Below are 24,738 nucleotides of genomic sequence, written 5' to 3'. Positions count from 1 at the left end.
ACCCCATGCCGAACTCAGAAGTGAAACGGAACTGCGCCGATGATAGTGTGGGTTCGCCCATGTGAAAGTAGGTCATCACCAGGCTCCTAATTAGAGAGACCCGTTGCACCAGTGCAGCGGGTTTTTTTATGCGTGTAGAAAAGAAACCTCCCGTAGGCCAGGCTTCAGCCTTGTATCACCTAGTCAGGGTAAACCCTGACCCACAACATAACTAAACATCAGAAAAACCCCACACCCGTCACCATATCTATATCTGTAGGCAAGGCTTCAGCCTTGCATCATCCTAGTCAGGGTAAATCCTGACCCACAACATAACTAAACATCAGAAAAACCCCACACCCGTCACCATATCTATATCTGTAGGCAAGGCTTCAGCCTTGCATCATCCTAGTCAGGGTAAATCCTGACCTACAACACACCGAAACCCCTGTCACCACACCTGTAGGCAAGGCTTTAGCCTTGCAGCATCTAGTCAGGATAAATCCTGACCTACAACAGAGCGAAACACCGGTTATCGCACCTGTAGGCAAGGCTTTAGCCTTGCACCACCTAGTCAGGATAAATCCTGACCCATAACAGAACCAAACAACAGTAGATCCCCACGCCTATAGGCAAGGCTTCAGTCTTGCAAAAGCTACCATTAATGCCATTGTTGAGATCTCCAGCTAACAAAATCCTACAAACTAATGATTGCTTTTATGGCTAAAAAAACGATACATATAGTCTATCTGTTGTCTTTATAAAGCAGTTGAACTCTGCCGAGGAGGTATATGCGTACTTGCTTTGTACTATTAATACTATTGAGCAGTTTATCAGTGAGTGCTGAGCAACCTCCTTATCGCGCCTATGATTGCACGGCGGTAGAGATTGAAGAGGTCGATCCGGCAACATTAACCAAAGAAGAGCGTATTAGCCTAATGGAAAATGCGTTACTTGATTCAGTTAACCGATACAGTACTTGCATGGACCAAGTGCAACAAAGCATGGCGGCACAGCAGGCGGGTGAAGGTACAAGAAATAACAATGCCCAAGCGACACGGCAAACACAAGACCAAGCTCAGGGGCAGAACGAAATGCTACAACAGCAAGCACAAAATAACACTGAGGTGGATGATAAAGAGCGTAAGGCTGGCCCTGGTCGAGAGCAGCAAGTGGTCGCGCCAAAAGACAACGACTCGATAATTTGCACTATGCTATACGAAGAGATTCAGAAGGAAACCAATGAGGCAACACGCAGTGCTTTACTGCAGCAGTATGAAGACTATCGTTGTACTCAGTAAGGATGGGCAGTGACATGAAATATTTAGTTCAAATACACCTAATGAGTGCATTATTGATATCACTCTTATTGGTGAGTGGTTGCAAGTCTACTACTACACGGACTGGACCTATAGCTGTGGGGCCGGGCGTCACGCAATCACAAAGCCCGTCTCCCGAGGCGAAGCGCTATACGTATAACAGCGATATTTATTTAGATGTGGCTATTCCTGTTTTTAATCCCGGCTTCCCTATCGACGATGATACCGGCCACGTTGATTATCAAGAGCTTGATGAGTTAGATATATGGCCACAACTACGCCGTGCTGAGGCCAAGCGTTTTGCCGTAGAAACCAAGCAGGCTTTAGCCAAGACCAAAGCATTCGGTTCCGTATCCGTGGTGCCCAATGCTAACACCAGTGCCGATTTATACGTGCTAGGTACAGTTTTACATTCAGACTCAGAATTTATTCGTTTAGAAGTCACCGTGGTCGATAGTAGCGGTGAACCCATTGACACTGAGGACTTTGAGCACCAAGTATCGGAAAGCTTCTTTCGCGATGCAATGAACCAAGATAAAGACCCTTATGAGCCGGTGTTTGTTGAGGTAGCCGATTATGTCTATGAGCTGTTAACGGATATGTCAGAACACCAAAAGCAACAACTTAAAAACACCACTCTAGTGCGTTATGCCCATTACTACGCCCCCGATGCTTTTGCTGGGTATTTATCGCAACAATTAGAAAGTAAAAGAGGGACGCAGTTCTACAAGTACGAGCTGAACGCCATGCCAGCAGAAAACGACCCTATGCTGCAGCGCATTGAGGTATTGCGTAATCAAGACATGCTTTTCGTCGATCGTTTACAGGATCAGTTTGCTGTATTTCAGCAAACAACGAATGGCCCTTATCGTAAGTGGCAAAGAGAGACCTTACCGGAAGCCGTACGGGCGCGCGAAGCGCGGTCCGAGCGCAATACTAAAGCGGTTATTGGGGCATTAGGCTTTATTGCCGCGCTCGCCTTGGGTAATAACTCCACTTCCACATCCACAGCGGTAGCAAAAACCGCCGGTGCATTGGGTAGCGCATGGCTATTGAAAGATGCATATCAGGCCAATGAAAATTTGCGAGTAGCGTCGGCGGTTATTGACGAAATGGGTCAAGGCTTGGACCTAACCCTGAGCCCTCAGGTGATGGAGTTCAATGAACAAGAAGTTGAGCTGACAGGCACTGCGGCGGAACAATATGAGCAATGGAAAGCACACTTGCGCAAAATGTACCAGTTGGAAAGTAGTGCAAACTAATGCAGTAACCTAAGGCCATTGTTGTGCAACCAGAACAAAGCTCACTAGATGAGCAGTTAAAAAAGCAGACTCAGGTTCGCCAATCGCAAGTGGGTACTTATGTGGCGATTGCCCTAGCTAGCGTATTGTTGGTAGCTACTGGCATTGCGGTTTATTACTTCACCACCTTGGAGGTACAGCAGCAAGTCAGCACGCCGACAGAGGCGGCAGGCAGCGCTGTTGAGGCAAATGAACAACACCGTGAGCAAGCGCAGCAGGCGATACTTGCTTATGAGCAGCAATATCAACCACTATTAGCCCGAAGTCAGATTCAATCCTTTGCCCCAGCTAAGCACCAACAAGCAACGCAGGCCTATGAACTGGCCTTGCAAGCCTTTGCCCAACGCCAATTCCGCGAGGTTGAAACGCACCTTAAGCATTCGATAGCCATGGCTGAAAAGTTACAGAAGCACTGGCTTGAGGCAGCTGATAGCTGGTATCAACAAGCTGAACAGGCATTGACTCAGCAGCGCCCGCAGGAAGCGCAGTTATATGTGCAAAAGTTAACGGCGGTTAATGACCAAGATACGCGCATCAAGGAGTTGCAACAGCGCATTGATGGTTTTGCGCAGCAACAGCACTGGTGGCGCGTTTATCAAGGAGCGTTAGCGGAGCGAGATGTACCTAAGCAAGTCACTGCATTGCAACAGCTCGTTCAAGTGCAACCCAACCGAGATGAGCTAAAACAAAAATTAGCAGCGGCTCAAGAATCATTGCGACAAACCCAATTGAGTGCAGCCGTAGAGCTGGCTCAGCAGGCGTTACAACAACAGCAGTTGCAACAGGCTCAGCAAGCGATATCGCGTATTGCACAATTGCAAGGTGATAAGAATACTCTGGCGCTGCTAAAGGCTCAGTTAGCTAAACAGCAAAGGCAATTGAGCACCGAGCAAACGCGTGCTTTGCTGCTACAAGCCAGCGAGCAGCAACAGTGGCAACAGGTTATTCGGTTAGCCGAGCAATACCTACAGCAGGCGCCAGGAGATAGCACTATTACTGCGCTAGCCGCACGAGGACGCGAGGTGTTAGCCGCCAAGCAAAACCTTAATGTGTATTTAACGCGGCCACAGCGTTTAAGTGATAGCAGCATACGTGCTCAAGCCGAACAAGCGCTCACGAGCGCTCAACCACTCAAACCCTACTCCCGGGATTTAGCTCGTAGTATTGATACCTTACGTGCGCACCTAAAAGAGATGAGCACGCCGGTGCAGATCACTTTGCTATCAGATGGCGAGACCCAGGTACGAATTTTTGGTGTTGAGCGCCTTGGTGAGTTTACTGAAAAAACGCTTCCGTTGTTGCCCGGCAGCTATACCATCGAGGGGCGACGCTCTGGCTATGTCACGGTAAAAGAGAAACTCATCGTGAACAGTGACAGCCACAGCGTATCGCTCACCATAGCCTGTACTAAAAGGATTTAAGATCTATGTCTGATTTAGACGCACAACTCAAGCAGCGACAAAAAAGCACTTTGTTGCCAATGCTTATTGGTGCTTTGCTAGCGCTGTTGTTAGCACTTACGGTTGTTGTCTATCTATTTGTAGTTAAAGGCCACACCATTAAGGTCTCACCTGAGCCTGCTGCGCAACAGGCGCAGTTTAAGGTTACCTCAGGCATGGGGTGGTTGTCTGACAATGTACTATATCGCTTAGCCAGTGATGTGAGCGTGCAAGTTTCATCACCAACATACTATGACCATGCACAGCAAATCACAGCCAACACAGCCAGTGTGGTAGAGGTGGAGCTGAAGCCAAAGCCGGGCACGCTGGCAGCAAAAGTATCCGTGCCCTTCGCCGAGCATACCTTGTGGGTCGTGGATGGGCAATTACTGGGCAAAGGCGCGGCCATCAGTGAGCCCCTTGAGCAAGGGCAATACCAGTTAAGCATAGAGAACCCTTACTACCAGCGCTGGCAAAAGCGCATTGAACTAGAGCGTGCACAAACATTAACCCTTGAGCCTTTACTTAAGCCTATTAAGGGCGCGTTGAACGTTGCTTCCGTCCCCAGCGGGGCGGATGTCTATGTCAATGACCAGCTTCAAGGGCAAACGCCATTCTCCCTCTCCGTTAGTGGGGGTGTTTATCAACTCACCGTGCAAAAGCAGGGCTACAGAGACAGTACCGAAGAGATCGAGGTAACCGAGCAGTTTCCAAGTGTGGAGCGTAACTATCAACTCAAGGCGCAACAAGCAACCCTCGCTTTTACCTTGCAGCCAAGTGGCGGCAGCTTATTTGTTAACGGTCAGTTGGTCAGTGAGACAGAGCTCTCGGTTGATGCCAATACCATGCACAGCGTGCGTTATGTCAAACCGGGGTTTTACAGCTTTAATAGCAAGGTGATTTTACCGCCGCAGGCCCATAAGGCGTATCCTATTACTCTTAAGCCTGAGCAAGGCAAGGTGACTATTACCAGTAATGTCCAAGCTCAGGTGTATATTGATGAGCAACCTGTGGCTGCTACCCCATTGACCACCATGTTGCCAGCGTTGGCCCATGATGTGAAGGTGGCAAAACCGGGCTATCGCGCGGTACACAAAAAGCTTACACCGAGCGCTGAGCACCCAACCACTATGCATGTTGAGCTATTAACCGAGTTTGACGCTCGGCGTAGGGAAGGGCGGCCTTTGTTTGTATCAACCTTAGGTATAGACATGAAGCGTTTCTCTATGGATGCCTTTACCATGGGTTCGCCGCAAAATGAAATAGGTCGTAAACGCAATGAGTTTCCGGTAAAGGTCGATTTTTCACGAACAGTGTGGGTGTCGGCGCATGAGATCAGCGAAGCGCAATTCAGTGCCTTCGCCAACGATGTCGCTCCATCCCCTTTACCCGTGAGCAATATCTCTTGGCTACGCGCGCTGCAATACTGTAATTGGTTGAGTGAGCAAGAGGCGCTGACACCTTACTATCGCATCGCCAATAACCAATTGCTTGGTATTAACCCACAAGCACGAGGTTACCGGTTATTAACGGAGGCGGAGTGGGAATGGTTGGCGAAAAAAGCAAAACGCGCTCGCGCCACTAAATATGTATGGGGCGATAGTGAGCGTATTCCTCGTGATGCAGGTAACTTTGCTGATAGCAGTTTAAAGGGTCAGCAGCCTTTCTACTTTGCCAACTATCAAGATGGCTTCGCTAACAAAGCCCCAGTCGGTAGCTTTCGCGCTGATAAAGCGGGGCTGTATGATTTGGCAGGCAATGTCAGTGAGTGGGTGTTTGATAGCAGCTCTTATGTTACTCCAGATCTGAGCAAAGTGCATATCGACTACACCGGGCCGCGCTCTACTGGGAACCCCATTGCTAAAGGGGGCAATTATTTATCTGGGCGCATGCAATCGCTGCGCGGCGCAGGAAAGATCATCAGCGACGGGCCAAGTGCCACTATTGGCTTTCGCATAGCGCGTTATGAGAGGTAAAAATGAAACGTAAACTTATTGTCGGCTTAGTCAGTGTCATACTGGCATGCACGGTAGGGGGAGTGGCGGTGGCTGCAAAAATTAGCCTCGACTCGCCGGCCACTTTCCCCGTTGATATTTAAGGATGCACTATGAGTAGTGATAATACGCGCATGAATTTACCACTTTGGGTGTCGGTGAGTGTGTTTGTGCTTACCGTCGTTGTTGTGCACCTCTTGTATCAGGGCCTTATTCGTCCCGCTGCTGAGGCCGCTATTGCCGCTCATGGGGCCGGAGCCACAGCGAATGTATGGGTAATACTCAAAGATGCCGAGCAACAGGCTTGTATCACTTTGGCTATATTCTGCTTGATTCTGATGGCCTACAAATATTACCGCATTGTCAGTAAAGAGGAGCCGGTGTTTACCTTCGATTATTTGCAAACCTTTGCCAAGGATAAACCTTTAGTTGTGGATGAGGCTCTGGCTTATCTGGAACAAGGCGAAAGTGCGAAAAACAGCTCAGTTGCTACGTGGATCAACTGCTTACGTCGTTATAAAAACACGCAAAACGTGCAGCACGCTGCCGATGCGATTCGTGATAGCGTCGAGTCTCTTGCCGCGCAGTTAGAGGCAGGTAACGCCATGATCCGCTTTTTCATTTGGGCCATTCCCAGTATCGGATTTGTCGGCACAGTGCGTGGTATCGGCTCGGCGCTGGCCAAGGCCGAAGAAGCCGTCGCTGGGGATATTGCCGGCATGGTCGATAAGCTTGGCGTGGCCTTTAATTCAACCTTAGTGTCACTGCTGCTGTCCATTGTCTTGATGTATGTGTTGTTCCACTTAAATAACCGCCAAGATGAAATGGTGTTGAAGACCAAAAACAACTGTGAAACCCATCTGTTGACGCATTTGCATAAGTAACTGCTGATGTTTAAACGCCGCGCTGAGCAGGGGGTTAACCTATCTTTTTTAGACGTCATGGCATGTGGCCTTGGCGCGGTATTGCTGATCTTAATTGTCATTAAGTTTCAAGCTTATACAGCAGTGCCCAGCACCGAAATAGAGCGCTTACAGCAGCAGTTGGCGGCTGCAGAGCAGCGTGTTCAGACAGCACAAGCACAGCTGGACGATATGAGCGCGCAAGTTCAGCAAGCGCAGGCGGATGGGCAGATCAGTAAAGCGCGGGTGGAGGCATTGCAAGTGATTCAACAAGCGGCGCAGCAGGCCTTAGCGCAGCAACAAGCACTCGTTGCTCAGTTGCAGCAGTCAATTGCCGCAGCGGGGCCGGCCAAGGCCGATGATCCTGTCGCCTTGAGTGGGAGTGGTGAAGAGCAATACTTGTTGGGCCTTAAGGTCGAGGGCCAGCGCATTGGTATCTTGATTGATACCAGTGCGTCAATGACCGATGAGCAGTTAATTCAGGTGATCCGGCGAAAAATTGGCTCGGTGCAGCAAAAACAGCAAGGACCTAAATGGCTGCGCACTAAGCGCGTAGCAAAATGGCTGTTAGCGCGCCTTCCTAACAATGCTCAAGTCAGCGTCATAAGCTTTAACTCCAGCACCCAAGTACTGGGTCTGCGCGCTATCAATTCGGCCAAAGTTGAGTCCAGCATGCAAGCCATCGTTGCCGATATTGATGCCTTGGTGCCAGAGCATGGTACAGACTTATATACCGCTTTAAAGACGATGCGCAGTACCTTGGAAAACCTTGATGCCCTGTATATCATTACCGATGGCTTACCCACCATGATGGCCGGTGCCCCCGGGTTTCGGGAAACTAAAAACTGCAAACCCCTGAGCGGCAATATGAAAACAATTGATGGTGACTGCCGTGCGCGTATTCATCAGTTTAGTGTTGCCGAGGCGGCCCCAAAGGTGCCCACCCATATTGTGTTGTTACCGCTTGAGGGCGACCCTTTAGCTCCGGCTCTTTATTGGAACTGGGCGAATGCCACCGGTGGCTTAATGATAAGCCCGGCAGGGAGTTGGCCATGAAAAGACGCGAGCCCATAGAGATATTCAGCCTGTCGTTTTTGGATATTATCTCCTGTGCCTTTGGGGCGGTTGTTATGCTTATTTTATTAGCAAAAAATGCCGATCAGGGCGAGTATAACGACGCCGGTCAAGTTGCCAATCTAGTGATTGCCCTCGATGGCGCCGAGCAGCAACTACAGCAATTACAGCAAGCGCTTAAGCAAAGTGAGCAAGCATTGGCGCAGGCGCAAGCACAAGGTGCCAGTAATGCCACCCAGCAACGCGCACTGGAAGCGCAAGTGGCCCGTGCCAAAAATAACGTGCAGCAACTGAGCGATGCCGCCTCTGGCCTCGAACAAAGCTTAATTGAACGCCAACGAGCAGCCATTAGCGCGGCTCAGGCCCCAGCTCGTGATGATGAAGTAGGCGGCATTCCGGTAGATAGTAATTATGTGGTGTTTATTATCGACACCTCAGGGTCAATGAAGACAATTTGGCCGCGTGTGTTAACAACGCTGGATGAGGTACTTAACAACCACCCTCAAGTTACCGGCTTTCAGGTATTATCCGATAACGGTGATGTGTTAGGTGGCAGTCAACTCGGTTCATGGCGTAGCGACAGTAAAGCGCAACGAGCCGGGGTATTACGGGGATTGCAGCATTGGAGTGGCAGCTCAAACAGTTCACCGGTTGAGGGGATTGCCGCCAGCTTAAAGGCTTATGCCCGTTACCAAGGTGATTTAGCCCTGTATGTGTTTGGTGATGATTATACCGGCACTAGCTATGATGCAGCATTGGCACAAATTAATCGCCTCAATCGAAACCATGGCAATAAACCCATTGCTCGGATTCATGGTATCGCCTTTAAACGCCATAGCGGGGCCTCGCGGGATATGATCAAGTTCTCCACGTTAATGCGCGAAGTGGCGCGACAAAACAACGGCACTTTTATGGGCTTATAGAGCCTTCTCCTGATGCTGCTCGCATGTTTAAATAGCGGCTATAGAGTCTATTGGTAAGTACGTTATGGAAACCTATCGCGCTATATACGAGCGTGCGCTTGAGCGAAAAGGCTCGTCAGCGCAGCTAGAAGCCTTATTGAGTCAACCCCTGAGCACCGCACAACTGCAGCGCCTTAGTGATGATGCCTGGTTAGAAGAATTTACTCGTAAGATATTTCAAAGTGGCTTTTATTGGTCGGTTATTAATGCCAAATGGTCAGGGTTTCGTGAGGTTTTTTGGGACTTCAATATCGATAAGCTGCTGATGATGTCGCCAGAAATACTCGAGCAAAAGGCCGCTGATGAGCGCATTGTGCGCAATTTTAAAAAGGTACAAACGGTGCCCGAAAATTGCTATATGATCTATGAAACAGCGCAGCAGCACGGCAGTTTTAGCAACTTCGTAGCGCAGTGGCCAAGCACCGACATTATTGGCCTGTGGCAGTATTTGAAAAAACAGGGTGCGCGCCTAGGTGGTAACACTGGGGCTTACGCGCTGCGCAGTATGGGCAAAGACACCTTTGTGTTATCGCGGGATGTGGAAGCCTATTGCCGCGCCCACGAGGTGATCGACGGTGGTTTGCATAGCAAACGCTCACTCACCGCTATTCAAGCTATGTTTAATGACTTGCAACAACAAAGTGGCCGCTCTTTACAAGAGCTCAGCTTACTTATCGCCTACAGTGTTGGTGACAACCGTGTTGGCATCGCCAGCTAAGGACAATTATGAAGCTTCACAACCCATATCAACATATTCCAGCCTTGAGTCATCAGGCCGAAGTTAAGCACTTCGAGCAAGCCCAAGTGTTGTTATGGAACGCCCCACTGGCTGAGCAATTTGGCCTAGGCGACGATGAGCAAAAGCGCTTGCTGCTGGGTCAAGGAGTGAAGAAAACCACGGCCTTAGCGTATGCTGGACATCAGTTTGGCAATTATGTGCCGTTATTGGGAGATGGGCGGGCACATTTGCTTGGCGCGTTAGTGGATGAGCAAGGTTTAAGCTGGGATATTCAACTGAAAGGCTCGGGAGCTACGCAATTTTCTCGTGGCGGCGATGGCCTCTGTGCCATAGGGCCCGCAATTCGTGAGTTTATTATGAGTGAGGCGCTGGCAGGGTTGGGTGTGCCTACCAGCCGTTGTTTAGGCGTGGCCTTAACCGGCGAGACCCTTATGCGCCAGCAGCCAAGTGCCGGTGCCATCGTCAGCCGTCTTGCTAGTAGCCACATCCGCGTCGGCAGCTTTCAGTTTTTGGCGGCGCAGCAAGAAACGCAAGCCTTACAACAGCTGGTGGAGCTAACTATTGCTCGTCACTACCCGGAGTTGGCAGGTGAAACGGGGGACGCGCGTTTACTGGCTTTGTTTAATGCGGTGATGGCGAAGCAAATTGAGCTGGTGGTACAGTGGATGCGGGTTGGCTTTATTCATGGCGTTATGAATACCGACAATACCCTGGTGAGTGGTGAAACCATAGACTACGGTCCGTGTGCGATGATCAATCAATTTGATTTTAATCGTGCCTTTAGCTCGATAGATCGCCAAGGCCGCTATGCATATGGTAATCAGCCACAGATGGCCAACTGGAACTTAGCGCGCTTTGCTGAGACCTTAATTGACCTGTTTGCGGCGTCGCGAGAACAGGCGGTGGAAGCGCTGACGAATGCGCTAAACCAATTTGGTGACAAATTTAATTTGGCATTAAAACAGATGTGGATGAGTAAGCTGGGATTACTGGCAACGGACGGTGAGCAAGAGCCATTAATTAATGAGCTGTTGATGAGCATGCAGCAACAGCAATTGGATTTTACCAATACCTTTGCGCAACTCACTGACTATTGCCAAGGTAAACAAACGGGCTTGACTCAACTTGAAGCGGATTTAGGCCCGTGGTTAGAGCAATGGCAGAGCGTGGTGAACCAACACTTGCGCCAAAGTGCGACCTTGATGAGTAAGGCAAACCCCCAGGTGATCCCCCGTAATCATCAAGTCGAAGCGGTGATTGCGGACTTTGAACAGCAAGGCCACAGTGACAAGCTTGCGCCCTTGCTGGCGGCTTTAAAAGACCCTTATCAAGTGCAAGCACAACATCACTATCTACAGCACCCGCCCACTACGAGTGATGAGCAGTATCAAACTTTCTGCGGCACTTAAAAAGCCTGCGTTCGGTAAAAAAAGCCCGGCATGGACCGGGCTTTATAAGTTAATGGGCTTTGGCGTAGCTTTCGGCTTGGCGCCATACTCGCAGCAGATTCTCGCCTAAAATCTTTTTAATGTCGGCGTCGCTATAGCCACGATCTAATAGCCCTTGTACTAGGTTAGGGTAAGTCGACACGTCTTTTAAACCCACCGGCAATGAATCGCCAACACCGTCGTAATCAGAGCCAATACCGACGTGTTCGATGCCAATAAGCTCCACTACGTGATCAATGTGATCCAGCACTTGCTCTAAACTGGCATAAGGGAAAGGGTTCTTTTTACGGAATGCGGCTTTAAAGTCGGTGGTGTCCTTACCAGACTGCTTGGCTTGCTGCTGCGCTTCATCACGGCGGTCGTACCAAGTGTTGGCTTGGTTAGTCACAAAGCTAGAGCCAAAGTTTATTTGGATCACTCCGCCATTTTTCTTCAGCGCGAGTAGCATGTCATCGTCCATGTTGCGCTCAAAGCCAGGCGTGTACTTACGCAGCGATGAGTGCGAGGCAATAACCGGTACGTTGGAAATATCCATGACCTGATAAAATGCATCGTCGGAAATATGCGAAACATCAATAAGCATGCCGACGTTATTCATTTCCTGTACTAACTCTTTACCAAATGGGCTCAACCCCTTCCATTTGCGGCGAATATCGTAACTTGAGTCAGAAATGTGGTTACTTTGCGAGTGCGCAAGAGTGATATAGCGCACACCACGCTCATAGAAGTGGTGCAGATTTTTTAGCTCGCCCTCAATGGGTGAGCCATTTTCCATCCCCATTGCCAGCGACATAACGCCATTTTTAAACTGCTGCTCAACATCGGCCACTGAATCAGCAATGGCAAATTTGTCTGGGGCACGGTATGCGAGCGCCTCCATCATATCAATAAGTTGGTTTGCTAACTCGTAGCTTTTCCCCTTACCTTCGAACTCTAAGTGGGCGGGGATGTAAATAGACATAAACGGCGCGTTAAGGCCGCCTTCGATAGCACGCGGGTAATCAAAGTCACCGCGTTCGGTCGCTTTACTGACATCATCCCATTTATTGTGAATGCGATAGGGTACATCGATATGGGTATCGATAAGAATATTGTCTTTTGCCAGTTGAATTGCTTTTTCTGATGCCTGGTAGTCATCCTGTGCTGCAACACTTGTGCTGCCTAGTGCGATTGCTAGCGCTGCGCCTAGGGTGGAAAGTTTCATATCTGCCGCTCTTTATTGTTATCGTAGTGAGTGAACCATTGTCGCTAGAATTAGCCGGTAACTCAAGTGCAGCGCGGTGGTTGCCAACCGAACAGCCGTGCATATAATGTAGACAGCAAGGAAGTTCGTTTTAGCAAGGAGTACGCAATGCCACCTGAAAATGCCATCTTATATAACAGTTCAACCGGTACCGCGAAGCAAACTTATCCTGTTGAGAACATATAATGAAAAAGGCGATAATTGCGTTTATCTCGCTTCTTCCCCTGAGTTCTTTGGCGCAAAAAGAGCTAGCATCGGATCATTTCCTCGATATGTTTGAACAACAGTTTCCGGAGATGTTTTGTCAGCCCGAGCAATTTGCCCGTGTTTGTTTCACTTATAATTTCAATCAATGTGTGCAGCATACTCAAAACCACCTTTCCGAGTGCATGGCGTCTATTGCTCCGCAGGTGCCAAATGCAATTACATCGCGTGCACAAGCGACTGAATGGGGTGGCAAAATAGGGCGGTGTACAGGTAGTCGGTTTGGTCGCAGGCAGTTGATGGATGCCAGTATCACTACACAATGTTTAAACGTCGCTAGCGAGGCTTTTATCCAAGAGTTTATGAATAACTGAGCGCTTTTTATTTAGCCGATGCGGATCAGCGAGCCTTTGGAAAGTGCTTAAGCGACATGTATGAGAGGTGTTTTGCAAAGCGTTGCTGGATTCGCAGGCGTTAGTACCTTATTGAGTTTGTATCCTCCGGGGCGATGAGTTAAAACTCATCGCGATCGATTTGGTAATCCCCTTCTTCGGCCTGCATTTGCTTAAACTGCTGTGCACTCATAATGTTCACTTCTTCATGAAGCTCAGAGTACACAATCAGTGCTTCGCCGTTTTTCAGTTGTGTCAGAACCTGCTCAATTTTAGTTTGGTTGCCCACTTCGGTTTCACCATAGTCGGTTCCTTCACGCAGGATGAACTGCTCTATAAGGTTGGTAAGTGCTTCTTTACTTAGTTCTTTATAGGGAATAATCATGATTGTCCTAGGTGTTTGGCAAAAAACTCTGGGACGGCTTTCTCGAGCCAAAACTCCACCCCAAATAGGCCTTTATTGCTAATAAATCCAACATGGCCTCCGCGCTTGGATACGCGTAAGTCGACGGCATGTGACACATCCTCAGGGCGTGGCACGGCTTCGGGTGCCAGCATCGGGTCATCCTCGGCATGAATTATTAATGTGGGGGTGGCTATGCGTTTTAAATAGGGCTTGGCACTGCTCTTTAGGTAATAGTCCTCAGCATCGGTAAAGCCATGCAGTGGCGCCGTCACTTGATTATCAAAATCCCATAGGTCATTAATATTGCGTAACTGTTGTTCATTGAGTGCCAGCGTGTCTTGCAGCTGGGGAAGTTTACGCGCCATGGACTTTTTCATTCTACCGAGTAGGTAGTGCTGATAAATCTTTCCTAGACTCTTACGAATCACCTGACATGAACTGGATAAGTCATGGGGAGCGCTGACCACTGCCGCAGCGCTGAGACCACTTTTTTCACCTTGCTCACCCAGGTATTTGGCCAGTACATTTCCCCCTAACGAAAAGCCCACGGCCGCTAAGGGGCGTTGGCCAAAGCGCTGCTGCAAAGTGCGAATTAAAAATCCCAGATCCTCGGTTTCACCACTATGATAAGCGCGAGGTTGGCGGTTCACTTCGCCAGAGCAATTACGAAAATGCATTAATACGGCATCAAGTCCTGATTGCTGCAATGCCTTCATCATGCCTTTAGCATAAAAACTATCTATATTGCCTTCCAAGCCATGCAAAATAATCACCAACGGCTTATCGGGTTGTGCGGGCTGTGCCCAAGCAAGATCGAGGAAGTCATCGTCTTCGGTGGTGATCACTTCGCGGTGATAAGCCACTTTAAAGCCGGGACGAAAATAGCGCGGTAAGATAGTTTGTAAGTGACGGCCTGGCATCCACCAAGCAGGAGTAAAATGTGTGCTCACAACATGTTAACCAAGAATATCCAGAGCCTAATAGTATCAAACTTTCACTGCTGGCTATAGACACAAAAATAAAGCCCCCGCTAATACCGAGATTAGAGGAGGCTTTGTGCGTCGTGCTTAATTTGGTTGGTTATCACCTCGCACAGCGAGGAGGTGATTGGTTGTTACTGTCCTTCAGGAACCTCAGCGTCCATTACTTTCTTGATAAAAAAGCCCACATAAAACAAGCAAAGTAGGATCACTACAGTGAGGAAGCCGAACGACAAAAACAATACTGGGTCTGAGAAAAAGTCGCGAAAAAATACTTGCATGGTGGCGTCTCCTGTTCCTTTGATGTGTTAAGTGTAGGGGACGCCAGGGGGATGAGATATGACCTAGATCAATATCGCGTTGGCCTTAAGCAGGGCTTTGGTGTAGAGCTTGATCCAGATCAGCTTTTAATGGCAATAACGCATTAGGTAAATACAATGCGAGGTTAAAAGCCTGGGGATTATGGCGCAGAGTTAAGGTGTTGCAGGCGCTCACAAGTTGATGCTGCTGCAGCTTTTCCATGGCCAGCTCTAAGTCCAGTATCTGTGTGCGAATATTATTGTAGTTCACAACACTGCTTTGGTTGCGTTTGAGGTAACCGCGAATATCACGCAGTGGTTGCAGTGCATGCTCATTAAAATCGCCAATGCTGGCTATCAAGGAGTCTAACTGCTCTGCTTGAAGTGCCACATGTTGATAATCTAAGTAAGCCAAAAATAAACACAGATTGACGTTCAGACCATAATCATTTTGCCAATTAAGCAAGGTTTTTTGTACTTGCTCATTGTCATACACACTTAGGCTGAATTGCCAAAAATCGGCGGCATCAATTGCTTTCATAAAAGGCCTGCTCCTGTTGCTCAAGTTCATCCATATGCTCGAGCAGTTGTTCTTCGGCAGCCTCCTGCTGCTGAGCATAATCGCTCTGCTGAGCCAATAATTGTTTTAGTCTCTCTTTATGCTGCTCCTCGTAAACACTATTGTCGCTGAGCTGACTTTCAATATCGGCCAGCTTGGGCGCGAGTGTATCGAGCTGTTTTTCCAGCTTGTCGATGGCTTTTTTTAGCGGTTGCACATGTTTGCGAAACTCTGCTTCTTTGCGCTTTTGCTCTTTTCTGTTGGCGCTGGAGTTGGCTTTATCGGGCTCAACCTGAGTCTGCTTTTGCTCTTGGTTAGCCTTCGTTAGCCACTGGTAGTAAGCATCTAAGTCATAGCCAAACTGGCGAACTTCGCCGCTATCAACCAAGTAAAACTCATCGGCGGTATTTTTCAATAGGTGGCGATCGTGGGACACGGTGACCATGGCGCCATCAAAACTTTGTAGTGCCATCACGAGGGCATGACGCATCTCTAAGTCAAGGTGGTTAGTGGGCTCATCCAGCAGCAGTAAATTGGGCTTTTGATACACTAACATGGCCAATACCAAACGTGCTTTTTCACCGCCTGAAAACGGTGCTACAGGGTCCAAAGCTTTATCGCCGATAAAGGCAAAGCCACCCAAAAAGTCGCGTAGCGATTGCTCGCTGGCCTGCGGGTTTAGGCGCTGTAAATGGGTTACCGGACTTGCTTGTAAATCAAGCGCTTCAAGCTGGTGCTGGGCAAAGTAACCCACTTTGAGGCCTTGGTGGAAAAATACATCACCCGCTTGCGGGGCCAACTCTTGGGCTAGTAGCTTAATTAATGTCGATTTACCTGCGCCATTGCGCCCGAGTAAGGCAATGCGGCTGCCCGGGACTAGATTTAACTTAATACTGTGTAAAATGGTGGTATCACCATAGCCGGCCTGGGCGCCATCGAGGGCAATCAAGGGGTTGGGCAGGGCATCCGGCTCTGCAAAGCTAAAATCAAACGGCGAGTCGACATGCGCAGGCGCCAGTTTTTCCATGCGCTCCAGCGCTTTCACGCGGCTTTGCGCCTGTTTGGCCTTGCTGGCTTTCGCTTTAAAGCGGGTTATAAACTTTTCCAGGTGAGCAATTTGCTCTTGTTGCTTGTCGAATTGCGCTTGTTGTTGCGCTAAACGCTCGGCTTTTTGTCGCTCAAATTGAGAGTAGTTACCTTTATAAACATTAATTTGCTGCTGATCGATATGCCAAATCTCACCGACTACTGCATCTAAGAACTCCCGGTCGTGAGAAATCAGAACCAAGGTCCCGGCATAGCTGCGTAAAAATCGTTCGAGCCAATATACAGCGTCTAAGTCTAGGTGGTTAGTAGGTTCATCCAGCAACAATAAATCGGCATCACGGATCAACGCTTGCGCCAAATTCAAGCGCATACGCCAACCACCAGAGAAGTCACTGACCGCATAGTCTATTTGGGTATTGGAAAAACCGAGACCATGCAGCAATTCGCCAGCTTTGGCCTCAATACTATAGCCCTTCATCAGCTCAAGCTGTTGGTGCACTTGAGCTTGTGTCTCGCCATCGCCTTGTTGCTCTGCTTGTTTAAGCTGACAACGCAACGCGTAGTAATCCGGATTACCTTGTAGCACGTATTCCAAGGCAGTAATCGCCAATGCAGGCGTTTCCTGCTTTACCGAGGCTATAGACCACTCTTTTGGCACCTTAGCGTTGCCTGCATCGAGTTGTAGCTCACCTTTGAGTAGGGCAAACAGGCTTGATTTACCGCACCCGTTGCTGCCCACTAGGCCCACTTTATGCTGCGGGAACAAAGTGGCATTGGCATTTTTTAACAAGCATTTAGGGCCGCGTAAAAGCTCGATATCGGTAATCTGAATCATAGTTACTGCACGCTAATTAGTAATGTGCGAATGATAACACGGCCAGCACACTCAAGCGGGAAAGTTTTTGTGATACACTAGCGGCAGTTGCTGCACCGAGCCACACGCGGCGATGGCCAAAGAGGTAATGATAATGAAACAGAAAAAGCGCTTTATCGCAGGGGCTAGCTGCCCTGAATGTCAGCAAATGGACACCATGATGCTATATAAAGAGCACGATGTAGAAAAAGTGCAGTGCGTGCAATGTGGCCATATTATGACCCAGCCCGAAAACGCCGTGCAGGCGTCCACGCGTCAGTTTGAACAAGTGATTGGCGTTTTCAAGCCGGAATAATTAATAATGCGGCGGTGGTGGCTCAAGTTCTTGCGTGCCACCGGAGTTACTTTGCACTTCTCTTAGCTTCTCACCCAGTAATTCCATTTGTCGGCGCATTTTAGCGAGTTGCTGCTGGTGGGCCTTGATTTCATCATTGAGCACATCAATCGTTTCGTCTTGAAACGCTACCTTGGCTTCAAGGTTCTCTATACGTGTTTCTAATTGGTTCATGGTATGCCCTTTATGTTGAAATATTCACTCAAGCCGCTGGAGCTCTCCGTGAGTAATTGATTGTTGTTGGTAAAGGCGACGGCAAACACCACCGCAGATTTTGGCTGGCTATTTGCTCTAGCTGCCACTTGGTAGTCTAATACTCGCTTACCTGACTGAGTCTCCCATAGCGCAAGCTCGCGGCTAGGCGAACCTGTAGCCAGCCACTGACCATCGTTGGAAAAGCGCACCGCGCTGAAAATCTTTTGTCGCGCAATATACTGCAATTGGCTGTGTTGTGCACCTGTGCGCAAATCCCAAATACTCGCTTGGCGTTTGCTCCCAGCACTAAAAGCGAAGCGCCCTTGAGGGTCGAGTGCAACTTGGGTGACGCGACTAGCATGGTTAAAGCGATAGACCACTTGGCCACTTCGCGTATCCCACAGATAAGCTGCGTAGTCATTGGCACCGCTTAGCGCGTAGCGGCCGTTAGGTGATAAGGCGACGGCGTTAATTTTCTCTTGATGGCCTAAAAACTCAATGCGCCGCCCGGTTTGTAAATCTACATGCACAGCGACCCCATCAGCACGACCATAAAGCACATAACGGCCTTGATTTGCTATGGCGATGTCACGAATGTGAGACGCCTTAATGCTATAAAAGCCAAGGTTCTCACCGCTTTGTATATCCCACACTGCAAACTCTGTTTTAGTTGCCGTAACAGCGGTGCTATTGTCGTCGGCAATAGCTAATGCGATAACAAGATTCTGTTCATCTTCTTTAAGGTACCATTGAAATTTTAACGCATTGGCTTGATTGTCCCAGACTGCGACACCATGTTCTATGGTGGAGACCAAGCTGTATTGGCCATCGGCAGAAATGGCGGCATCAAAAGCCCCTGCGCTGGCATGTTGATACTGCTTTATGGCATCCGAATGTTGTGGCTGGCAAGCAATTAAGAGCGCTAAGCAGATAACAATGGAGAGTGAGCGAATTATTAACATAAATTTACCAGCGTCCCTTAACTCTGCTGTCGCAAGCAGTTAGACTAGAAGTCACAACTCTAGGTTGTTTTCCTAATTATTTCATTAAAGTAATTAGAAAAACAGCCTCATGCTGGAGTTGAAAGCCAGAGCTAGCTTTATGCTAACTCTAATCAAAATTTAGTTTTGTAACCTTAAAATGGCAACACCAAGTTGCTGGAGACTATGTATGAAAAAAACAATTAAGCTATCGCTCGTTGCAGCGTCTGTACTAGCACTTACGGCGTGTAATCAAGAAGCGGCTAAGCCAGAGGTAAAAGAAGTAAAACTAGAAACCGAAGCTCAGCAGCAATCTTATGGCATTGGTGCGTCTGTTGGTAACTTCTTAAACAAAGATTTAGCGGATAAAAAAGAACTGGGTATCGAGCTTGATCAAGAGCTTATGTTACGTGGTTTTAAAGATGCACTTGCAGGTGATGCAAAAATCGAAGAAGAAAAAATCCGTGAAGTACTGACTGCACTAGACGAGTCTGTTCGCGCTAAGCAACAAGAGCAGGCGAAAGCGGCAGCACAAGAAAACCTAGCAGAAGGCGAGAAGTACCTTGCTGAGAATGCTAAAAAAGAAGGCGTTGAAGTCACTGAGTCAGGCCTGCAGTACGAAGTACTTGAGCAAGGCGATGGTGAAAAGCCTGCTGAAACAGATACTGTAAAAGTACACTATAAAGGTACTTTACTTGATGGCACTGAGTTCGACAGCTCATACTCACGTAACGAACCGACTACCTTCCCACTTAATCGTGTGATCCCAGGTTGGACTGAAGGCCTGCAACTTATGCCTGTGGGTGCGAAGTACAAATTTACTATTCCGTCAGAGCTTGCTTATGGCGAGCGTGACCTTGGCAAGATCCCAGCTAACTCTACTTTAGTATTTGAAGTTGAGTTGCTAGAGATTGTTAAGCCTAAAGAAGAAGCTGCAGCAGAATAAGTAGCTCGATAAAAAAAGAGAGCCTAGGCTCTCTTTTTTTGTGCCTGTAAAGCACCAAAAAATAAAGCCTCCTTTTTGCTGAGGCTTTATTTTTCTATGTATGATTGGTGTAGAGGTTGTGAATTAGTTCATCCTCTAATTCAAAGCGGGTGCTAAGTGCTTCCCCTAATGCTGACAAGTCATTGTCGAAGTTTTCCATCAGGTCATCACCTTTAACCTCGGCGTAGCTGTCGTTAAAGTCTAAAGCCACATCTGTAGTTGCAGAAATTTGTGGGTAAAGGGATTGAGCCAGCTCTAAGCTCTCTGGTCCACGACTTTCACATTGCTTAACGATGTCATCATAGATTTCAAAGTGTCCGGCAGATAAGTAATCCATTAATAACTGACAAAATTGCTGGATAGTCGCCGGCTCGGGCAATGCTTTATCATGCTTCGCGTTGTGCGAATTGCCCGCCATATTGCAGTACTGCACAAGCAGCTCCTGGCGCTCTGCTAACCATTTATCAATAACTGTGTGGCTGCCGCCCCATTTCTGTTGTGCTTTTTCCAACCGCGATAACATCGTTGCTCTCCTAACCTGCGTTGGTCATACCCCTATAAAAAGGAAATCTGCGTCAAAGGTCAACCTATTTTTGCGAATTAATCGATCTATAAGTGTATGGAATCAGCATAAAACTTGGCTATACAAGGCGTATTGCGGGGGAAGGCGTTAGAAAAGAAAAAGCCACCGCAAGGGTGGCCGAATTTCTTTAGCAGTCTCGTTGACCGAGCTTCTTTTTATTTAATGTGTTTCTAGCTTTTTATTATTGTTCTCTAGCAACGGATACAGTTATACCAAGGTCGTATGTGTGTTGCAAGTTCTTTAACAGAAAAATTTACTTTTTTTTATCAAAAATCACTAAAAGCTGAACAGTGAATCTTTTTAAAAGCGCAAGATTTTGTTTGATTCAATGATCTAATTCATAGTGCCACAGTACGGTTGTGTTAGAATAATCGCAGTTTATTTTCAGTAAAAAAGAGTCACGCCATGAGCGAATTGAAAAATGATCGTTATCTTCGCGCCCTAGCAAAACAGCCAGTGGACCAAACTCCGGTCTGGATGATGCGTCAAGCTGGACGTTACCTCCCTGAGTATCGCGCTACACGAGCTCAAGCGGGTGACTTTATGAGCTTATGTAAGAACGCGGAACTGGCCTGTGAAGTGACTCTGCAACCACTGCGTCGGTACCCTTTAGATGCCGCCATACTTTTCAGTGATATTCTTACTATTCCTGACGCAATGGGTCTTGGGCTTTACTTCGAAACCGGAGAAGGGCCTAAGTTTGAGCGCCCATTAAGTAGCTATCAAGAAGTTGCCAATCTTGCTATTCCAGACCCTGAAGACGAGCTTGGCTATGTGATGAATGCAGTGCGTACTATTCGCCGAGAATTAAAAGGTGAGGTGCCACTGATAGGCTTTTCTGGCTCGCCTTGGACACTTGCTACTTATATGGTTGAAGGCGGTAGCAGCAAGACGTTCGGCAAAATTAAGAAAATGGCATTTGCTGAGCCTAAAACTTTACATTTGCTATTGGATAAGCTCGCAGACTCGGTTACTAGCTATTTGAATGCCCAAGTAAAGGCCGGTGCGCAATCACTCATGGTATTCGATTCTTGGGGTGGAGTATTAAGCCCGCGTGATTACGAAGAGTTTTCTTTGCGTTACATGCAAAAGATCGTTGATGGTTTAATCAGGGAGCATGATGGTCGTAAAGTGCCTGTCACCTTGTTCACTAAAAATGGCGGCCAATGGATTGAAAAAATCGCGGCTACTGGTTGTGATGCAATCGGTTTGGATTGGACCATTGATATTGCCGATGCTAAGCGCCGAGTGGGAGACCAAGTCGCTCTGCAAGGAAATATGGACCCGTCTATGCTGCATGCTTCGCCTGAGCGCATCCGCTCAGAGGTTGAAACTATTCTTGCAGGCTTTGGCGAGGGCACAGGACATATCTTTAACCTAGGCCACGGTATTACTCCGGATGTTAACCCTGAGCACGCTGGTGCGTTTATTAATGCCGTAGGTGAGTTAAGCCGTAAATACCACAAGTAACGACTTACTAAGCAATAAAAAGCCCGCTTTCGCGGGCTTTTTTGTATTTGTAATGAAGAGGTTATATCAGGCGTTAATATATTAAGCTGGTGCCATTGGCCATCATGGATGCGCGGCCTTCCATCAGCTCTAAGTAGTTTTGTGTTGGCCAATTACGACGTTTAGCTTCGTCATAGGCTTGGCGCAGGTACTTTTCGCCCTGTTGCATGCGACCCAGCTCGCTATAAGCCACTCCCAGTACTGACAGTAACACTGGGTTGTCAGGCGCATCTGAGCGCGCTAGCTCGGCATATTTTACCGCTTCTTCGTAATTACGAATTGACTCTTTGTCTGCGAAAGCGAGCAACTTTGCGTATGCGATCATGGCTGGTAAATACTGGTTATGAGTCGCTTTTCTGAGGATATCTGCAGCTCTATCTAAGTCATAATGAATGGTTTCATAATCAAGTAGTTTAGTTGCTAGTTGATACTGTGCCCGCTCATTACCACTGTTACTTGCAAGCTCTAACCATGAAAAGGCTTTATCTTTATCGGCTTTACACGCGGTGCCGTACTCAAAACAGCGCACCATCCACAATTGCGCGTCATAGTTACCATTGCGGGCAGCACGGTAATACCAATCTAGGTAGTGATCTTTTGACTGTTCAATCAGATCGCTCTCTAGCATCATGGCATAGCGAGCCTGAGCATAGTTATTACCATCTTCGGCCAGTGCTTTTAGCTTTTGTGCATACTCAGCTAACTGCGATTCATACTCGCGACGATGGCTCTTTTTAGAAGCTTCTAACTTGAAGGTGTGGGTTAGGTCATAAACGGCTTGCGGTTCACCACTGTAGTCGTTGGGCACCTTATATTGCCATTGGCTAATGGCCTCTAGGGCGGCGTCATCAATGACATCTTTAGGGAATGAAGCAATAACACGGTGGTTAACAACCTGGCCTTGTTGATTAACGTCAAAGCCCACGGTAGCCCAAGCACTTTGTACTTCAGATAAGCTACTTCCATACTCCGGCTCAACTTTGCTTTTGACGGTGATATAGCGGGCATCATGTCCAGATTTATCTTTTACTGGAGCCAAGACGCGCTGGTGAACATCAAAACCAAAATCACGAGCGAGCGCTTTGTAGTGATCTTTGCCTTCTTTGCGCGAAGGGACCAAACGACGGATCTTACGATAGCGATCTTTGGCATCATCGTTGCCAAAGTCCAAAGCAATCATGTACCACGAGAATGCACTGTAAATATCTTCCTCGGTACCGAGCCCAAGTTCATACATACGTGCCAGCTCGTACATTGCCTTAGCGTGGCCTTGTTGTGCTAGCTGTTTAAATTCGTTAAACGCAGCAGTGTAATCTTCATTTTTGAGATCTTTTGTTGCACTGGAGTAGTCAGCGAAAGCGGTGAAGCTAGCAAGACCGAGCGCGGCACAAAGCCCTAATGCACGTATACCCATTCCCTCATTACCTGTCTTTTTTTTCTTATATGTTTAAGAGTTTACAATAATTTTACAGGCGAACAAGAGCTCTTATAGAAAAAATGGGCACAATGCCCATTTTTTCAGTTATATATGATGTGTATCAAACCAAACGGTTTAGCCCGTTAAGTGCTGCAACGCGGTAGGCCTCGGCCATCGTAGGATAGTTGAAGGTGGTGTTAACAAAGTATTCGACATTATTGCCACTGCCTTTTTGCTCCATAATAGCTTGGCCGATGTGGACAATCTCCGAGGCGCGTTCGCCGAAGCAATGCACACCCAGTACTTCTTTAGTCTCACTATGGAAAAGAATTTTTAAACTACCGACGTCGGTGCCAGCGATTTGCGCTCGAGCTAGGTGTTTAAATTGGGCGCGACCCACCTCATAAGGAATTTTTGCGGCGGTGAGTTGTTGCTCTGTTTTACCCACTGAACTCATCTCAGGAATGGTATAAATCCCGGCAGGAATATCAATAATCAGCTTTTCTTTGCACTCACCTTGAACAATGGCATCGGCACAAATACGGCCTTGATCAAAAGCTGCACTGGCTAGACTTGGGTAACCAATCACATCACCAACGGCATAAACATTATCGACTTCGGTTTGGTAGCTCTCGTTGACTTTCAGCTGACCACGACCGTCGGCTTTAAGACCAATGGCTTGCAAGTTTAGGGTATCGGTATTACCGGTACGGCCGTTGGCAAATAATAAGCAGTCGGCTTTAACGCGTTTGCCTGATTTCATATGCATGATAATGCCATCGTCTTTGGTTTCGACGTGGTCAAATTCCTCATTATGGCGAATGAAGATGCCACTGTTCCAAAAGTGATAACTTAAAGCGTCGGATATTTCATCATCCATAAAGGCCAACAAACGGTCGCGAGTGTTGACCAAGTCTACCTTCATGCCCAAACCTTTAAAAATAGATGCGTACTCACAGCCAATCACGCCAGCACCGTAAATAAGAATGCGCTGAGGATCATCTTTGAGGCTTAAAATGGTGTCGCTGTCGAATACCCGAGGGTGGTTAAAATCAATTTCTTTAGGGCGGTAAGGGCGTGAGCCCGTGGCGATTACAATAATAGGCGCGCTTAAGCGTTCAAACGAACCATCTTGATGCTGCACGTTCACCGTTGTTTTATCAACGAAACTGGCTTCTCCTTGAAACAAGTCAATACGGTTACGCTCGTAAAAGCTGCTGCGTAAACTTGACTGTTTAGAGATCACTGAACTGGTATGATTCAAGATGTCGGCAAAGGTAATGCGCCCTGGGCGTTCGGTGATATTGAATAGCGGGTTTGCTTTGTACTCAATATAGCGGCTCACAGAGTGTCGCAAGGCCTTTGAAGGAATGGTTCCCCAGTGCACACAGCCACCGCCTACGGCTTGCTGACGTTCAATGACAGCAACCTTTTTATTGCTTTTCGCAAGGTTCATGGCGGTTCCTTCACCGCCAGGGCCTGTGCCAATGATAATGGCATCGTACTGATACGATGCCTCTGCTTTAGGTTGCTGTTTTTTGCTTGCTGTTTGCTTTGCCACGGTGACTCCTTAG

24 protein-coding genes are annotated in these 24,738 nt (G+C 47.9%); 13 read left to right on the top strand and 11 right to left on the bottom strand.

Features of this window, described 5'->3' with window-relative positions:
* Positions 1-770: 770 nt before the first annotated feature.
* The 9 genes from MHM94_RS18205 (at position 771) to MHM94_RS18165 (ending at position 11,118) form a co-directional block, all read left to right on the top strand.
* The gene (locus MHM94_RS18205; protein WP_235420145.1) at positions 771-1,280 is read left to right on the top strand and encodes a hypothetical protein; all 510 of its coding nucleotides are present in this window, start codon (positions 771-773) and stop codon (positions 1,278-1,280) included.
* 14 nt (positions 1,281-1,294) lie between these two features.
* Positions 1,295-2,560: a hypothetical protein gene (locus tag MHM94_RS18200; RefSeq protein WP_235420146.1), complete on the top strand. Its 1,266-nt coding sequence runs from the start codon at positions 1,295-1,297 to the stop codon at positions 2,558-2,560.
* 23 nt (positions 2,561-2,583) lie between these two features.
* A complete protein-coding gene (locus tag MHM94_RS18195; protein ID WP_235420147.1) occupies positions 2,584-4,020 on the top strand; it encodes a hypothetical protein in 1,437 nt (478 codons plus the stop codon).
* A gap of 5 nt (positions 4,021-4,025) precedes the next feature.
* Entirely contained in the window at positions 4,026-6,014 is a 1,989-nt protein-coding gene (locus MHM94_RS18190; protein WP_235420148.1) for a PEGA domain-containing protein, read from the top strand.
* A gap of 131 nt (positions 6,015-6,145) precedes the next feature.
* Positions 6,146-6,916 (top strand): MotA/TolQ/ExbB proton channel family protein, encoded by a 771-nt coding sequence (locus tag MHM94_RS18185; protein ID WP_130147963.1) that lies wholly within the window; start codon positions 6,146-6,148, stop codon positions 6,914-6,916.
* A gap of 6 nt (positions 6,917-6,922) precedes the next feature.
* Entirely contained in the window at positions 6,923-7,990 is a 1,068-nt protein-coding gene (locus MHM94_RS18180) for a vWA domain-containing protein (protein ID WP_235420149.1), read from the top strand.
* Positions 7,987-8,931 (top strand): hypothetical protein, encoded by a 945-nt coding sequence (locus MHM94_RS18175; protein ID WP_235420150.1) that lies wholly within the window; start codon positions 7,987-7,989, stop codon positions 8,929-8,931. The genes MHM94_RS18180 and MHM94_RS18175 overlap by 4 nt, the downstream gene beginning before the upstream one ends.
* 64 nt (positions 8,932-8,995) lie before the next feature.
* Positions 8,996-9,688, top strand: a complete 693-nt coding sequence (locus tag MHM94_RS18170) for a DNA-3-methyladenine glycosylase I (RefSeq protein WP_235420151.1) — start codon at positions 8,996-8,998, stop codon at positions 9,686-9,688.
* Between the two features lie 8 nt (positions 9,689-9,696).
* Positions 9,697-11,118 carry a YdiU family protein gene (locus MHM94_RS18165; protein ID WP_138547936.1) on the top strand — a complete coding sequence of 474 codons (1,422 nt, stop codon included), beginning with the start codon at positions 9,697-9,699 and terminating at the stop codon, positions 11,116-11,118.
* Positions 11,119-11,167: 49 nt separating this feature from the next.
* On the opposite strand, the gene MHM94_RS18160 is transcribed toward MHM94_RS18165, so the two are convergent.
* Positions 11,168-12,361, bottom strand: a complete 1,194-nt coding sequence (locus MHM94_RS18160) for a dipeptidase (RefSeq protein WP_022945922.1) — start codon at positions 12,359-12,361, stop codon at positions 11,168-11,170.
* 224 nt (positions 12,362-12,585) lie between these two features.
* Between MHM94_RS18160 and MHM94_RS18155 the strand changes: the two genes are divergently transcribed.
* Positions 12,586-12,978 carry a hypothetical protein gene (locus MHM94_RS18155; protein ID WP_130147969.1) on the top strand — a complete coding sequence of 131 codons (393 nt, stop codon included), beginning with the start codon at positions 12,586-12,588 and terminating at the stop codon, positions 12,976-12,978.
* Between the two features lie 139 nt (positions 12,979-13,117).
* On the opposite strand, the gene MHM94_RS18150 is transcribed toward MHM94_RS18155, so the two are convergent.
* From MHM94_RS18150 to MHM94_RS18130, 5 genes are all read right to left on the bottom strand, one after another.
* Positions 13,118-13,381, bottom strand: a complete 264-nt coding sequence (locus MHM94_RS18150) for a YheU family protein (protein WP_138547935.1) — start codon at positions 13,379-13,381, stop codon at positions 13,118-13,120.
* Positions 13,378-14,352 (bottom strand): hydrolase, encoded by a 975-nt coding sequence (locus MHM94_RS18145; RefSeq protein WP_026111259.1) that lies wholly within the window; start codon positions 14,350-14,352, stop codon positions 13,378-13,380. Before MHM94_RS18145 ends, MHM94_RS18150 begins: the two co-directional genes overlap by 4 nt.
* Positions 14,353-14,516: 164 nt before the next feature.
* Entirely contained in the window at positions 14,517-14,663 is a 147-nt protein-coding gene (locus tag MHM94_RS18140) for a hypothetical protein (protein ID WP_165381132.1), read from the bottom strand.
* Positions 14,664-14,748: 85 nt separating this feature from the next.
* The gene (locus tag MHM94_RS18135) at positions 14,749-15,222 is read right to left on the bottom strand and encodes a TIGR02444 family protein (RefSeq protein WP_170268939.1); all 474 of its coding nucleotides are present in this window, start codon (positions 15,220-15,222) and stop codon (positions 14,749-14,751) included.
* Entirely contained in the window at positions 15,209-17,122 is a 1,914-nt protein-coding gene (locus MHM94_RS18130) for an ATP-binding cassette domain-containing protein (protein WP_045979526.1), read from the bottom strand. The genes MHM94_RS18135 and MHM94_RS18130 overlap by 14 nt, the downstream gene beginning before the upstream one ends.
* A 133-nt stretch (positions 17,123-17,255) precedes the next feature.
* Between MHM94_RS18130 and MHM94_RS18125 the strand changes: the two genes are divergently transcribed.
* A complete protein-coding gene (locus MHM94_RS18125; protein ID WP_022945930.1) occupies positions 17,256-17,456 on the top strand; it encodes a YheV family putative zinc ribbon protein in 201 nt (66 codons plus the stop codon).
* On the opposite strand, the gene MHM94_RS18120 is transcribed toward MHM94_RS18125, so the two are convergent.
* Both MHM94_RS18120 and MHM94_RS18115 read right to left on the bottom strand, forming a co-directional pair.
* Positions 17,457-17,669 (bottom strand): SlyX family protein, encoded by a 213-nt coding sequence (locus MHM94_RS18120; RefSeq protein ID WP_022945931.1) that lies wholly within the window; start codon positions 17,667-17,669, stop codon positions 17,457-17,459.
* On the bottom strand, positions 17,666-18,652 hold the full coding sequence (locus MHM94_RS18115) for a hypothetical protein (protein WP_235420152.1): 987 nt from the start codon (positions 18,650-18,652) through the stop codon (positions 17,666-17,668). The genes MHM94_RS18120 and MHM94_RS18115 overlap by 4 nt, the downstream gene beginning before the upstream one ends.
* Positions 18,653-18,860: 208 nt before the next feature.
* Between MHM94_RS18115 and fkpA the strand changes: the two genes are divergently transcribed.
* On the top strand, positions 18,861-19,616 hold the full coding sequence (gene fkpA / locus MHM94_RS18110) for an FKBP-type peptidyl-prolyl cis-trans isomerase (RefSeq protein ID WP_022945933.1): 756 nt from the start codon (positions 18,861-18,863) through the stop codon (positions 19,614-19,616).
* 94 nt (positions 19,617-19,710) lie between these two features.
* On the opposite strand, the gene MHM94_RS18105 is transcribed toward fkpA, so the two are convergent.
* Positions 19,711-20,178 (bottom strand): Rsd/AlgQ family anti-sigma factor, encoded by a 468-nt coding sequence (locus MHM94_RS18105; RefSeq protein ID WP_022945934.1) that lies wholly within the window; start codon positions 20,176-20,178, stop codon positions 19,711-19,713.
* A gap of 465 nt (positions 20,179-20,643) precedes the next feature.
* Here MHM94_RS18105 and hemE point away from each other — a divergent pair, with 465 nt between their 5' ends.
* A complete protein-coding gene (gene hemE / locus MHM94_RS18100) occupies positions 20,644-21,708 on the top strand; it encodes a uroporphyrinogen decarboxylase (protein WP_022945935.1) in 1,065 nt (354 codons plus the stop codon).
* Between the two features lie 73 nt (positions 21,709-21,781).
* Here the strand turns inward: hemE and MHM94_RS18095 are convergent, their stop codons facing one another.
* Together MHM94_RS18095 and sthA are read right to left on the bottom strand one after the other, a co-directional pair.
* Positions 21,782-23,161, bottom strand: a complete 1,380-nt coding sequence (locus MHM94_RS18095; protein ID WP_138510409.1) for a TonB family protein — start codon at positions 23,159-23,161, stop codon at positions 21,782-21,784.
* A 124-nt stretch (positions 23,162-23,285) separates the two neighbouring features.
* Positions 23,286-24,725 carry a Si-specific NAD(P)(+) transhydrogenase gene (gene sthA / locus MHM94_RS18090; RefSeq protein WP_022945937.1) on the bottom strand — a complete coding sequence of 480 codons (1,440 nt, stop codon included), beginning with the start codon at positions 24,723-24,725 and terminating at the stop codon, positions 23,286-23,288.
* Positions 24,726-24,738: the final 13 nt, after the last annotated feature.

The organism is Pseudoalteromonas sp. CNAT2-18.1 (assembly GCF_022347865.1).
GTDB classification, from domain to species: Bacteria; Pseudomonadota; Gammaproteobacteria; order Enterobacterales; family Alteromonadaceae; genus Pseudoalteromonas; species Pseudoalteromonas ruthenica.
Note: the sequence above shows the minus strand (reverse complement) of the source record. Positions and strands in the feature narration are given on the sequence as shown.